The sequence below is a fragment of the Hyphococcus flavus genome (genome assembly GCF_028748065.1).
GTDB classification, from domain to species: domain Bacteria; phylum Pseudomonadota; class Alphaproteobacteria; order Caulobacterales; family Parvularculaceae; genus Hyphococcus; species Hyphococcus flavus.
Genome location: NZ_CP118166.1, coordinates 1,541,726 through 1,555,004, shown reverse-complemented (window position 1 = coordinate 1,555,004; position 13,279 = coordinate 1,541,726). Strand labels below are relative to the sequence as shown.

Annotated in this window: 11 protein-coding genes; 5 read left to right on the top strand and 6 right to left on the bottom strand. The window is 54.6% G+C overall.

What is annotated here, in order from left to right:
* Positions 1-48 precede the first annotated feature (48 nt).
* From PUV54_RS07565 to PUV54_RS07550, 4 genes are read left to right on the top strand one after another with little or no spacing between them, the layout of a single operon-like run.
* Positions 49-1,266, top strand: a complete 1,218-nt coding sequence (locus PUV54_RS07565) for an Nramp family divalent metal transporter (RefSeq protein WP_274495010.1) — start codon at positions 49-51, stop codon at positions 1,264-1,266.
* Positions 1,266-2,009: a 5-oxoprolinase subunit PxpA gene (gene pxpA, locus PUV54_RS07560; RefSeq protein WP_274495009.1), complete on the top strand. Its 744-nt coding sequence runs from the start codon at positions 1,266-1,268 to the stop codon at positions 2,007-2,009. The genes PUV54_RS07565 and pxpA overlap by 1 nt, the downstream gene beginning before the upstream one ends.
* Positions 2,006-2,701: a 5-oxoprolinase subunit PxpB gene (gene pxpB, locus PUV54_RS07555; RefSeq protein WP_274495008.1), complete on the top strand. Its 696-nt coding sequence runs from the start codon at positions 2,006-2,008 to the stop codon at positions 2,699-2,701. The genes pxpA and pxpB overlap by 4 nt, the downstream gene beginning before the upstream one ends.
* Positions 2,698-3,639, top strand: a complete 942-nt coding sequence (locus PUV54_RS07550; protein WP_274495007.1) for a 5-oxoprolinase subunit C family protein — start codon at positions 2,698-2,700, stop codon at positions 3,637-3,639. The genes pxpB and PUV54_RS07550 overlap by 4 nt, the downstream gene beginning before the upstream one ends.
* Here the strand turns inward: PUV54_RS07550 and PUV54_RS07545 are convergent.
* From PUV54_RS07545 to PUV54_RS07535, 3 genes are all read right to left on the bottom strand, one after another.
* A complete protein-coding gene (locus PUV54_RS07545; RefSeq protein ID WP_274495006.1) occupies positions 3,601-5,157 on the bottom strand; it encodes a BCCT family transporter in 1,557 nt (518 codons plus the stop codon). The genes PUV54_RS07550 and PUV54_RS07545 overlap by 39 nt on opposite strands.
* A gap of 309 nt (positions 5,158-5,466) precedes the next feature.
* Positions 5,467-6,852 (bottom strand): type IV secretory system conjugative DNA transfer family protein, encoded by a 1,386-nt coding sequence (locus PUV54_RS07540; RefSeq protein WP_274495005.1) that lies wholly within the window; start codon positions 6,850-6,852, stop codon positions 5,467-5,469.
* A gap of 226 nt (positions 6,853-7,078) precedes the next feature.
* Positions 7,079-7,531 carry a hypothetical protein gene (locus PUV54_RS07535; protein WP_274495004.1) on the bottom strand — a complete coding sequence of 151 codons (453 nt, stop codon included), beginning with the start codon at positions 7,529-7,531 and terminating at the stop codon, positions 7,079-7,081.
* A gap of 28 nt (positions 7,532-7,559) precedes the next feature.
* On the opposite strand from PUV54_RS07535, the gene PUV54_RS07530 reads away from it, so the two are divergent.
* Positions 7,560-7,892 (top strand): hypothetical protein, encoded by a 333-nt coding sequence (locus tag PUV54_RS07530; protein WP_274495003.1) that lies wholly within the window; start codon positions 7,560-7,562, stop codon positions 7,890-7,892.
* Positions 7,893-7,941: 49 nt separating this feature from the next.
* On the opposite strand, the gene PUV54_RS07525 is transcribed toward PUV54_RS07530, so the two are convergent.
* From PUV54_RS07525 to PUV54_RS07515, 3 genes are read right to left on the bottom strand one after another with little or no spacing between them, the layout of a single operon-like run.
* Positions 7,942-8,634, bottom strand: a complete 693-nt coding sequence (locus PUV54_RS07525) for a hypothetical protein (protein ID WP_274495002.1) — start codon at positions 8,632-8,634, stop codon at positions 7,942-7,944.
* A gap of 36 nt (positions 8,635-8,670) precedes the next feature.
* A complete protein-coding gene (locus PUV54_RS07520) occupies positions 8,671-10,428 on the bottom strand; it encodes a hypothetical protein (RefSeq protein ID WP_274495001.1) in 1,758 nt (585 codons plus the stop codon).
* A complete protein-coding gene (locus PUV54_RS07515; RefSeq protein WP_274495000.1) occupies positions 10,425-12,932 on the bottom strand; it encodes a hypothetical protein in 2,508 nt (835 codons plus the stop codon). Before PUV54_RS07515 ends, PUV54_RS07520 begins: the two co-directional genes overlap by 4 nt.
* Positions 12,933-13,279: the final 347 nt, after the last annotated feature.

Below are 13,279 nucleotides of genomic sequence, written 5' to 3'. Positions count from 1 at the left end.
TTCTTTTCATGGGTTCGCATTTCGCCCAGCGCGCGCTAACCTTTCGCCATGATGAAACGCTTCCGCGCGATTGGCCCCGGCGCCCTTACCGCCGCAGCCTTTATTGGCCCCGGCACTGTCACCACCGCAACACTGGCTGGCGCCGGGTATGGTTACGCGCTCGTTTGGGCGCTGGTTTTCGCCACCATCGCCGCCATAATCCTGCAGGAAACCGCCGCACGGCTTGGCGTCGCCGGACGCCGTGGTCTCGGCGAGGCGATTATGGAGCAGTTTGCTGACAATCGCGTACTGAGATGGGTGTCAGGCGCACTGATTATTTCCGCGCTATTTATCGGAAACGCGGCTTATGAAGGCGGTAATATCGCCGGGGCCGTATTAGGCGTCGAAGCCGCCTTTCCCGAGTTTCTGTCAAGGCCGCTTATCGCCGGCGTCATCGCCCTTGCCGCAGGCATAATACTTCTGCTTGGCGGCTACAGGATCATAGAAAAAGTATTGATTGTCGCTGTTTTGATCATGACTTTCGCGTTTGCTTCCGCGCTGTTGATTATCGGCCCCGACTGGCCCGAGCTGCTCAAAGGCGCGTTTGTTCCAACTATTCCCCTCGGCGCTTTTCCAATCGTGCTCGGTCTGATCGGCACCACCATTGTTCCTTACAATCTGTTTCTGCACGCCGCCGCCGCACGCAAAAGATGGAATAATCCAGACGACCTCGCCGAAGCGCGTTTCGATGCGCGCCTATCAATCGGCGTTGGCGGCGTCGTTTCCATTCTGGTTTTGTCGACAGCCGCCGCCAGCCTTTTTGGCGTTGGCATGTCTATATCCAATGCTGCCGACATGGCCCGCCAGCTCGAACCGGCTTTCGGTGTAAGCGCAACTTATCTCATGGCCGCTGGCCTTTTCGCCGCCGGACTTTCATCAGCCATAACCGCGCCGCTCGCCACTGGGTTTGCCGCCGCTGAGTTGTTCGGGTTTGATAGCGACCCCAAAAACAGGAAATTTCGCGTTGTTTCGGGCGCTGTTCTATTGATTGGAGCGATCGTCGCCATGACGGGCGCGCGGCCCATTGAAATCATTCTCTTCGCGCAAATCGCCAATGGCGTTCTCTTGCCTGTCGTCGCTATCTTCCTGCTTTATGCAGCAAATAACAAAAAACTTCTCGGTAAATACGCGAATGGCTTACTTGCCAATGCCGCCGGCGTGGTCGTCACCCTGATCGCCGCTATGCTTGGCCTGCGCGGTATACTACGTGCTTTCGGAGTGATGTAGTGCGTACAATCGACCTCAACGCAGACATGGGCGAATACGCCGATGACGCGCAACGTCATAATGAAGAAGCGCTGATGGCGCTGATCTCATCTTGCTCCATTGCTTGCGGCGGCCATGCGGGCGACGAAGAGACAATGACCCACATCGCGGAGATGGCAAAACGTCATCGCGTCAGCATCGGCGCGCATCCGTCATACCCTGACAGGGTCGGGTTTGGCCGTCGCAGCCTTAAATTTGATTCCGAAGAGTTGCGTGCGTCGCTGGTTTTGCAAATCGATTCTCTTCGTGCTGTTCTGAATCGCGAGGGCGCACCTTTGCGTCACATCAAGCCCCATGGCGCGCTTTATAATGATGCTGCAAAAGACGCATCCTTGGCAAAGATGATTGCAGAAGTGGCAGGCGACGCCATTCTCGTCGGTCCGCCCGGATCAATGCTTGAGAAGGCAGCGAACGATAGAAACAAAAAATTTGCCGCCGAAGGTTTCGTTGACCGGCTATATCAACAGTCCGGCGCTTTAACCCCTCGCGGGCAAGCAGGCGCTGTTATCGGCGACATCCCCCAAAGAGCAGAACAGGCTTCAGCGATTGCGCGTGGCGCGACCTTTCGTGCAGCAGACGGAACGCTGTCTTTAATCGTGCAAACCCTGTGCATTCATTCAGACTCCCCCGGCGCCGTCGAAACGGCGAAAGCCGTACGTCAGCGCCTCACTCAGGACGGCTTTGAAGTAAAAGCCTTTTCATGAACAGACGCATTTCCTACAACCTTACAGAGTTTGGCGAACATGGGTGGCTCGCTCAGGTCAAGTCTGCAAATGATCTGGTCGCCGCCGCGCTTTTTGTGAACGCGGTGGCTGGAGCCTTGCGTCACTTGCCAGGCATTAACGACGCTGTTGCCGGCGTGGACAGCGTTGTCTTGCGCTTCGATCCGGCAGTCATGGCCGCAAGCGCCGCGCGAAAATGCTTTGAGGACACGCTCAATAACACCTCTCTTACTCTAACACCGCCACAAAGGCGAATTGATATTCCCGTCTGTTACGGCGGCGAATACGGTCCGGACCTTGAGAGTTTGAGCAAGCGCCTCTCATTCACAAACGATGACATCATAAAAAAACATGCGTCTGCTTCTTATCGTGTACTGACAATTGGTTTCGCGCCTGGCTTTATGTATCTCGGACCGCTTGATCCCGCATTGCATGTGGAACGGCTGGAAACGCCGCGAGTGCGCGTGCCAGCAGGATCGGTCGGGATCGCTGGCGCCATGACCGGCGTTTATTCGCTTTCCTCACCGGGCGGATGGCGCATCATTGGCCGTACGCCGCGAAAACTATTCAATCCTGACAATGATGATCCGTTCACTTTCTCGCCGGGCGATGAGATCAGGTTTTCACCTATTGATGAGGACCGCTTCCATGCCATGGAGCAGGGCGAACAGTGACTGTCGCGACTGTCATAAACCCCGGCCTTTTTACGACCATTCAGGATCTGGGCAGATCGGGGAAACGCCATCTCGGCGTGCCTTTATCCGGGGCCGCCGATCCCGTGTCTTACGTGCTTGCCAATGTCGCGGCTGGAAACCCGTGGAATGCGCCAGCGCTGGAGTGCACGCTCAAAGGACCGGTTTTGAGGTTCGAGCGTAACGTTACGTTCGCTCTCAGCGGCGCGGATATGAGCGCAACGCTAAACAATGGCGCCCTACATTCGCACCAGCCTTTTGACGCAAAAAAAGGCGATCTTCTCTCGCTGAGCGCAGCAAAAACAGGCGCACGATGTTACATCGCCTTTGCAGGCGGCATTGAAGGCGACGAATTTCTTGGTAGCCGGTCAACCTATCCGCCCGCATCACTGGGCGGAATTGGCGGGCGCGCCGTGATGGAAAATGACCGCCTATTCAGTGCTGCATTGAAAGCCGGTGCGGGAACGGAAATTCCTCACGCCTTACGCATGTCTTTAGCGCACGCTTTTGTTCTTCGCGCTACAGCCGGACCGGAAAGCATGCTCTTTTCCAACGATCTTCAGCTTTTTTTTGCAGGCAAGTGGACTGCCGGCCGGCGTGCCGATCGAATGGGCGTGCAACTAGAGGGAACGAAGATGATCGCTGAAAAACATGTATCAATGGCCAGCAGCCCGGTGTTCCCGGGCACGGTGCAATGCCCGTCCGGGGGAACGCCGTTTTTACTGCTTGCAGATGCGCAAACGGTCGGCGGGTATCCACGCATTGCGCAAGTCATCGGCGCGGATATCCATCTGACAGGGCAAATAAGACCGGGCGATGCAATCTGGTTCAGGAAAACTACCTATGCAGAAGCACGTGAGATCGGCCGCAAGAAAGCCGTGCTATTTGAGGGGTTCGTGCCGCGAAGCTGCTTCTTGTAACTCAGGTGACGCGGGCTGCGACGCTGCGCGCAATTCTTCGAACCAGGAAACCCGCATCGCAATTATAACCGCCCCCATGGCGATCAAAATAAACAAACCAGGCAAACCGCCAAGGTTAGACAACATCCTGACGCCCTCAATGCCGGTTGTAGACGTCATGATGAAAGCGACGCCGCCCACCAGCGTTCCCCAGAAAATTTTTATCCATCTTTCAGCATACGGTTTTGGCTGCTCCTGCTTTGCAGGCTTAAGACAGACGCTTGCAATCGAATGGGTATTGGAATCCATCGCCGTCGCGAATGAGATGAACGTCAGCAAAATGAAAACAACGATAATGACCTGACTGCACGGAAACGAGGCGAACATGGCGTAGATCACCGCTTCGGGACCGCGCGATTCAAGCGCGGCGGTCAAGGCGCCGGAGGTCGCATCGACGCCAATGGCTGCACCTCCAAAGACCGTCATCCAGACAGCGCCGAAAAGCGCCGGCGCCGCAAGATTGAACATGATGAACTCGCGAACGGTGTAGCCGATGGAAATGCGCCCTAAGAACAACGCCGTCACTGGCGCCCAAGCAAGCCAGTTGGCAAAATAAAAGACTGTCCAATCGCGCACCCATGGATCGCTGGAACGCTCGCCTAGCGCCAGGCTGCGCGGAATGAATTTCGTCACGTATTCAACGGCGCTTTCAGCGCCAAGCGCCAGAATCTGTGTCGTCGGCCCAGCGATTAGGACAAAAACCGCCAGCAGGATAAAGAACCTGGTGTTGATATCCGACAGGAATTTGATGCCGCGCTGAACGCCGCTGATTGAAGAGGCGACAAACACCAGAACAATCACGACCGTGATCGCCAGCCGCAGCAAGACGCTGTCGTGAATGCCCGCGCTTGCCTCAATGCCGCCAGACAGCGTCATCACGCCCGCACCAAGCGATGCAGCAACGCCAGCCACAAGCGCATAGAGGCCAACTGCATCTATGATGGCGCCGGCGCGGCCGGTTGCCGCGCGCCCGAACACAAGCGAAAGCGGCCCGCTTAACGAATAGGGGCGCTTGAAATTATAGTGCGCCAACGCAAAAGCGAGCGCCGGCACCGTATAAATGGCGTATGGCGTGATCGTCCAATGCATGAACATGGACGAAAGCGCAAAACGCGCCGCATCATCCGTATGCGGCGCGACGCCAGCATAGTCAGGCGGCGCGCTGACATGGAACATCGGCTCCGCCGCGCCCCAGAACAGAATGCCGATCGCAATCGTCGTGCATAAAGTAATGGAAAACCAGTTCCAGCGGCTGAGAATTGGTTTCGCGTCCGGCCCGCCAATCCGTACAGAACCGAACTTTGACAAAGCAACCCACAAGATCAGGCAAACAGCGCCAAACGAAGCATAGCTGAACAGCCAGTCAAACCGCGTGAGAATCCAGTTATTGGCGCTGCTGACGACACTGTGAAACGTCTCGAAATTTATCAAGCTGAAGGCGAGCGCGCTGCTCAAGAGTATGACAGGCGGCCAGAACACGAGCGGACGCGTCGTTTTGATGAATTCGCGAAAGATTGGCCGCTCCCTGTGCAGTACGGCAATTCACATAGCGCAAGACAGCGCCGCGCCAAAGACATGCACAGCTCGATTTTGCATAAGAAAGGAAAATGGTGCCGCATGGGTGACTTGAACACCCGACCCCATCATTACGAATAATATACGGTATATAAATAACTAATATAAATCAGCACCTTAGCCTGAATAAAATGGGGCCGCGTTAGGTATGAACTAACGCGTACCGCATTGTCGTAGCACCTGAAAGTGACTTTCTAAGGCTTCAAATTACATCTATTTTTCTTCAAGTTGACCAAAACTTTCGATCTCGCTTTTGTCGTAGTAAGCGGCCTTAAACGGGAAGGGATATTTTCGCATGCATGCCTCAACATATGATTTAAACAAGGGCATTTTAAAAAATAGCGGTCCTGTATCGACAATCGTAAATCGCTCCTTGTGCGGACTTGCATACCGGCAAACAACATCGCCCATCTTCATACTCGCCAAAACATTTTCCGAAACGGCATCGATAGGCGTCCATTGACGTTGTGCATGAGCCCTGACGCCGTCCCCTTCGCCGGAATAGTTCATTTCGCAATGATAAACCTTGCCGCATTCTGCAGCGATCTCACGAGCTGTTTCAGGATCGGGGGTCAGTGAGATCCGGAGTGAGGCCGAATCACGCCAATATTTCAAGGTTCCTTCACCAAAGGCTTTCGCAATCTGTTTATCATGCTGGTAAATATAGACCGGCAGGCAAAGCTTTTGTCGGTCCGTTACGACAAGTGCATCAAAAGTTTTGGCGCCGGCACCGGCTACGCGCGGAAATTCATCAACGATGAACCATGTTGGTGTACCAATGCTACGTGCTTGCGCTTTCGTCAATTTGCGACGCTCGCGCCGGACCGTCCCCAGTAAGATCCGCCACAATGAAGCCGACGCATCCAGGTTTTCTCCCGGTTGCAGAAACCAGTCGCATTTTATTCTATCACCTAACATATCGCGTGGATCGGCGACATCGCCAGTTTCGCCGGTTACTAAGCGCGCCGAATTTTGATCACTTAACCACGAGAGGTCACGCTGGATGAAGCTTGCGACGCCACCACGAACCTCCGGGTCGTTATTGAAATCAAAATGAAAATCCTCCGCTTGTCGTCTAAAGTCTCTATGACCGAAATCCGCCCACGCACGCATTGATTCAACAATGCGGTCAGTTCCCAAGGCTTCGCCAACTTCGACAAGAGATGGCGGTCTGCCTTCGATAAATGACAGCTGGGCCTCGTTCGCAATCGCGACCCGAAGCGCTCGGCGCGTATATTTTATCCCTTCTTCTGTTCTCGCTTCAGCGCCGCCTTCTGGACAAAGGTCGTCGACAATCAACTCGATAATCTCCAGGAAATCGGGTTGATCAATCAAAAGACCCGCTAACACATTGACGGAAGCAGAATCGCGGCGTCGCGGATCGAAAACATAGACATACCGACCTAACGCCGCTCGTAATGGAACATCCTCCTCAGCTTCGCGTTGCGGATCGATATAGACCATCGGCTCATCTATTAGCGTAAGCATCGGGGTAACTATCTGGGCTTTCTTGCCAGACCCGGAACTGCCAGAAACCATCGTCAGTGTATTGACTTCTACTGATACGATAGGCTGTGGATCGAACGGCGTTCGAAACATAGCCGATCTGAAAACGCGGCAAAGCGTTGCTACAGCCCCCCTAACCTTTCTGCTTAATCCTTTTGCCATGAAGCAGTGATCGGCCGCGATCGGAAAATGCATGGGCGGTAACGGCCTGATGTCGCAGCCGGATGACAGGAGGCGGAAGTCCGCCTCCTGATAGTTATTGACTGGAGTGAGTGAGTTCTCTTCGTCGCTTTGACTTACCATTTTATTGACCACGATCTCAGAACAGCTTCATTGATTTCTTGACCGGCTTGATCGGTTTAAGCGAGTGTCGCGGCTTTGAATTCTGGCCTAGCTTAGCTTCGGCATGACCTGCATATCCACTAAACCTGTCAGCAAGGTTTGCCGGGGTCTTCTTGGCGTTTCTTGGCATCGGCGCTTCAGCCTTGTGCCCGTTAATCTTTCGAATTGTCGCTTTGTCGGCAACAGCGACACCGTCGACTAGCTTTACCGGTCCGGCACGCCTCTCACTCGCACCAGCAGATCTATTTGCACCCCGATCAATCGCCTGCAGGCGGGTAAAGACGCCAGGTTTCAGTGTTGTTTTAGCCTGTACATGATCAACGTCTTTGCCTTTAGTTTTCATACCAAAGCGTTCAGCCAGTTTTCGCACGCCGGATTTGGCCTTATCGACAAAAATGGCCGGTCGGCCTTGCTGATCTTTTCCCTTCAAAACGCTGCCGCCGCGAGGCCCGTTGACGTTGATCCCGTTTTTCCTGAGTCCACTGCGCGTGCCCGCAGTGATAACGCCGGGATATTGTTTCAATCCTGATAATTTCGGGGGTTTCGCCTTAGACGAGTGTGTTGTTGGCGGTTCCTTCGGTGTAAGGGGCGGTTTAGCGGCCTTTGCGGTCGACCTTTTCGTCGCCATTGATGCCGATGGTATTTTGAATGTTCCGCCTCCAGCTTTTACGCCTTTTACCATGATACAGGTCCTTTCAATTGCTTTTACTTCGTTGGAAAAATCGATGCGGACGATATTGCTCGTTGATGAAGCTGTAGAGTTCGCATCGGTTGCACAACAAACGTTATAAAAACTCACGCGCTTGTTGCTGACGGTTACCTAATAGTCGCCTCCTTTCTTCAGTTTACGATTCGATTTGGAATTTGTTTGGCCCGCCGAGGCCGGCGCGCTTGCGCGCGATAGTAGTCTTTAGGCTTTGCCGGTCTTGAAAGATGCGCATTGTTCAACTGCAGATAAAAGACGACGATCGCCAGCAGCGTGAGCGCAATGGCCGTCGCCAAATGTAACAGAGGAATATTTGGAACACGGCCTGTGAAAACGCCGGCCCATACCGCCGACGGAACGCCTGTGATAACCTGACCAGCCAAAGCGCCGGCTTTCGCGACGGGATCACTCGATACATACATGCCGCGCAATACAACGAGTACGGCGCATACAAGCATGGCGACAGCACCCTTTCCCACGAGGCCCGCCCATTTGTCCCTGTCAAGACGGCTGCGAATGAATGCGGCAAGCGTTACAATAATTGGAACACCGCATAGCAACGACAAAGCGATGATTTCATATGGCGCGACTACGCCAAACAAACCTATGATCAGGGCAATCAGTTTTGTTTTGGCTATTTTCTTACCGGCTTTGAGGGCGCGCTTTTCAATCGCCGCCGGGTTGATATTTGGAATCACGCTGGGCGTCTCAACCAGGGACTTCTCGTTCTTGCCTCGATTTTTTTGATCAGGCGCAGGCGTAACGATAAGCGAGCGCTGTTCTGGCATTTTACAGCGAGATGTTTTTGACCGAAAAAACTTCATCATGCCCTCCTTTTCATGATTTTTGAACGAAAGGTTCGGTCAGTTGACGATACGCGGTTCAAATTCGAATTCACGCTGTCGGATTCGGGTATTGGCAAGCGCAGATGCGAAATCGACCGTTGGGCCGAGCGCTTTGATGATGTTCTTCATCCGCTTTTGAGCGGTGGTCGGCACCGTCCAGATCTTGATGTCTTCGACACCTGGGAAACGCATCCTGATCCGGTCACGGAAGTTCGCGGGCAGTTCGTCTACAACATAGGCCGCAGGCCAATCAGACAGTTCTAGATTTAGTTCTGACACAGCCCAGTCCTGCGCGCGCCGCGTTTCATCATCCACGCCCGAAAGCGGTTGAATGAAATACGTTTTGAAGATCGGTTTGTTGCGTCGGGAGATTTCCGCGACTTCCTCGAATACGCTTTCAGCATATGCTGCATGCAGAAATTCGAGGGCTTTTCGATCTTCCTCAACAAATGCTGGGCGATCGACGCCAACGCGCTCAATCGAGGTTCTGACAGGCGATGCGGAGGCGGGCGCTGGACCTTTTATTCGCACATTCGCGTGTTTTGTGCCGGAAAATTCTTCTTGCGCACTGCGGAGGGGACTGTCTGGTCGTTTGTCACGGCGATACCAAACCAGATAAATCGACAATGCAATGAATGTTTCTACCATCAGTGCAAAGAAGAGCGGGCCGATCATACGTGCGGCCGCGTCGCGAGCATAACTTGGCGAAATGCCTGCAAGGTGCATTGCCATTGATGAAAGCGCATTCAGATTTTCCGAAATTACAAATGAAAACGTCGCTTCCGGACGAATCATCGGAGCCTTATCGATACCTACTTTCTCACTAAGAAACGCCTTGAGGCTGGCTAGTTCATTTTGTGTTTCCAGGTCGCTGCAAGTGAATGCCTTATTCGTTTCCGGATCCGTAAATCCATTTGCAAAAGCGTATTCCGTTGCCGCCGCCCATTCTGAAATAGAGGCAATGCGCGGATCATCAGCGATCTTCGCCACGGTCTGATAGAGTTGCGCCCATTCAGCGTCAGTCGAAATCGCTGCAGTATTGGATGTTGTTGCCAATGCGTCGTCGGCGACAGCTTTAGCGCTGTCAGAATACGTTTTTGCTTCTTTGCTCAACCGCGCGCGCATTCGGCATCTCGGCCCGCATTCGCCAGGGAAATTTGCGCCGTCGCATGTATTACCGCGCGTCGCCTCTACTTCGCTCAATTTCGCCATGCGTTTGCTGAATTGCTCAAGGCGCGTCGCATTTGCAGTCGCTTTATTCCGCACCTCAATAAGAGGTGCTGTCATTTCCACGATCGCCGGTTGCTGGCGTTCAGCCTGGAAGGCGCTCTGATGCGCAGCGAAACTGATCGTCGCACTTGCAAGAACAGCGGATAATATCGACGCCATCAACGAACAAACAGCGATCAGCGCCAGCGTCGAGCGGCTCCAATATTCACGCCGGAACCACGCGGTGTAGAATCGGAATACCGCTGTTGACACAACCAGACTACCGAGCATGCCAAAAGCCACAGCGAATGCAGTTGGCATATCGGCGAAGAGCGACGCGATCCCAAAACCAGTTGTAATCAGCGAAAAGCCGCCAAAAACGGCCGCAACAAAGAAGGCGGAAACATGACCTTTATATTTGTCGTGACTACCCTTGTTATTTGGCGATGTCGCGACGCTGGCCGCGTCAGCGGTTTCCTTGGCGGTCTTCCTGTCGGCTTTCCCGGATGACGTTGAATGAGCTTTGGCGTCCGAAGCATTTTTTGATGTGTCAGGTTTAGTGGTCATCTTTCAATCTCCTCGACCTTTGCGGAAGCGACGGCGGTTATGGATCTGCGCAAAAGGCTTGCGGCTTCGACGGATCGAACATCACCAAGCGGTCGATCAATGTATGGCGAGCCGATCATCACAAAGGCGGTGAGTTCGCGATCATCACAGACGCCTGACCAGACCAGCACCTTGTCGCGAACTTCATAATTGCTATACGAGTCAACGGTGCCTGTTTTCAGCGCTCGTGTCGTGCAATCTGCGACGCTGAATCCGGCAAGAGTGCCGCCAGCCGGCGCCGCTGAGCCGATCGCCAATCGGCGCACCTCAGAGTACTGCTCATTGGTCAAGAACGCATGTAGATCGAGGACCGAGCCTTCATGGGCTTGCTGGTCGAACAGCGTCGGCAGGGCGGCCGATCCGAAAGCAATCGCGCTCGACGCGCGCATAAGCGCTGCAGGTGTATAAACGACCTTCGTTCCGACCGCAGTTGTGCGGCGCAGTTGATCCGCATCAAGGCCGTCATGAATGGTTGCACCCATGGTTTTCAGACACGCCCGCAGCTGCTCGTCCGGAATATCACGCAACCATTCAGCGAAAGCGCTGTTTAATGAACGCGCCATGATCTGCATGGGAGACACAAAGTCTGACGGATTGCTGCAGCTCGTAGCTTCAACACCGCCAGGATCTTTAAGGCCCCAGCGATCGCTGCGGCATATCTGCATTTGGCTCGACAGCTTCACGCCACAGACACTCGACGCCTGTTTACCGGCGCTGCCGCCCGAACGGTGCGGCCTACCGACAGTGCCGTCGTTTGCGACCGGACCATGCAATAGACCTTCGTCGCTGGCGGCCACAGCTAAGATTTCTAATCTTGAATCAATACGCCTCTCTGCGACAGCGACGATGAAGTCAATTGGCGTGCTGCAACCGGCGACACACACATCTTCGCTCAATCGATCGCCAATAGTTGTTTCCAGTTCCGTACGAACGGCGGTGTCGAGCGCCTGCTGCGCAGGCGGAATCAGCGACGTCTTTAGGCGTCGCGGTTGCCCGGCCAGCAAGCGAACGCCGTCCTTCAGCACCTCGCGCGCCATCGGCAGACGCCTGTCAAGCCAGCGTTGCGGATTTGGTCCAAGCCCCCCGAAATCCTCGATCGTCGGCGCCTTGTAACTATCAAGCCAGACCTTCGCCGTCCTGTAACCGTCGCGGTCAATTTCACCGCGCTCGTAGGCGTCTCTCAGGCAGCGCCGCGCCGGAACCTTTCGTTCGGCGAGCCTATTTTGCGCTTCCAACTGGATCGTCGCAGGCGCTTTGCTTGAGGTGATCAGCAACGGTTCATTGATTCCAGCAGCAAGCAGGCACGTTTCGGCGATGGTGATAGATTCATTACCGGACGTCGGGAAGAGCATAGCCCGGCAGATCTCGCCGCCGTATACCCCGGCGACCGGTGCGCCGCGCCCAGTGCAGGTCGGAACCAGCGCGACGATTTCGTCGAGCATCGCATCATCTTTCTGGTGCGCGACAAACGCAATATATTTGAAAAAGCCGTTCAGTTTTTCCGTAGCGGACAAATATGGCCGCAGTGCTCGCAGCAATGCCTCAAACGCTGTCATCCCGAGGCCGGTGCCGGCACTGTTAAAGCCTGACGTGATGACCCGGCGTTTGCCTGGAATATTGACGCCTACTATTGCGGCTGGCGACGCCAGCGCATAATCGCCCTCGCCCTTTTTTGCACCGTCTATGAATGACGACTTGCGGTCATCCGAAAATGGGGCCGAAAGAAAACCCGTATTCGCCGCACACCCTGGTTTCGAAAGAAACACAGGGCCGCCACTATCTGCCACAATCGAAAATGCCTCCGCGCAGTCCAGTTTTTGCTGAACTTCGTCGACTACCGATTTGTCGGTCGCTGCGGCGATAACGGCGCGAAACAAACGATCTGTCGTTTCCGGCGCGGCAAGTTGTGCGGCAGCCGCCCCGCTTACCGCGAGCGCGCAGACGACGGCCGCTGCAAGCAACGGCCGACGCCGTCGACATTTCTTCTGCGCGACTTGAGCGCCGTGCGGTCGGCGGCGGTGCGCGGCCGGGCGCACTGGTTTTGCCGGCATGTGTGTAGCTTCGCATGACTTGCTGTCGCGAATTTCAGCGACCGTCGCCATAAAGGCGTCCTTCGACCCCTGAATCAGCGCGCTGATATTCCCGGGCGATACCTTGACTTTAAACATCGCTTCTGCGGAGGCAGCCGCGCGTAATTGGAAACCCGCCCAGTTTGAGCGTGCATCAGCCCCGCTTGTTCGTGCGGATGTCGAAGCGCAATCAGCGTCGTTGCCGGTTTGCTCCACTTGGGGCGTTACATCCGCCACCTCCGAATCGACAACGCCGTCGCCGCCACTGTCATCTTGCGCATGCGGTCGCCCACCGCTGCCAGGATCGTCTACGCGCGCGCAATGCGGCCGGATACCCGTCTCATCTGCAACAAAAGGATTTTCCGGCTGGCAAGCATCGCCAAGTGCTGCGTGCAATGCGCACCGGTTACTTTTATTGTAAGATACTTCACACGGTGCGCCAGCGGCGTCAGTCAGTTTAGCAGAAGCGGCGTTTGCCGCGGAGGATCTAGGCTCAGTGTGCTGCGTTTGTATCGACATCGTCGGCCCTCCGGATACAATTTCCCGAGGGCAGGATGCGCGACACTTATGCCGTAATAAATCGTGTCAAGTTCCAAAAACAGAAATCAGTTATTGCTAGGTTTTGGAGCTTATCCCCAAAACGCGATTCGTCTCTTGGACTATTTTGCCATTTTTCCAAAAAACACTTTGATCGTGTCATCGATTTCGATAATGATCGTGAAAGTAAAAGACGCCTAAGGGGA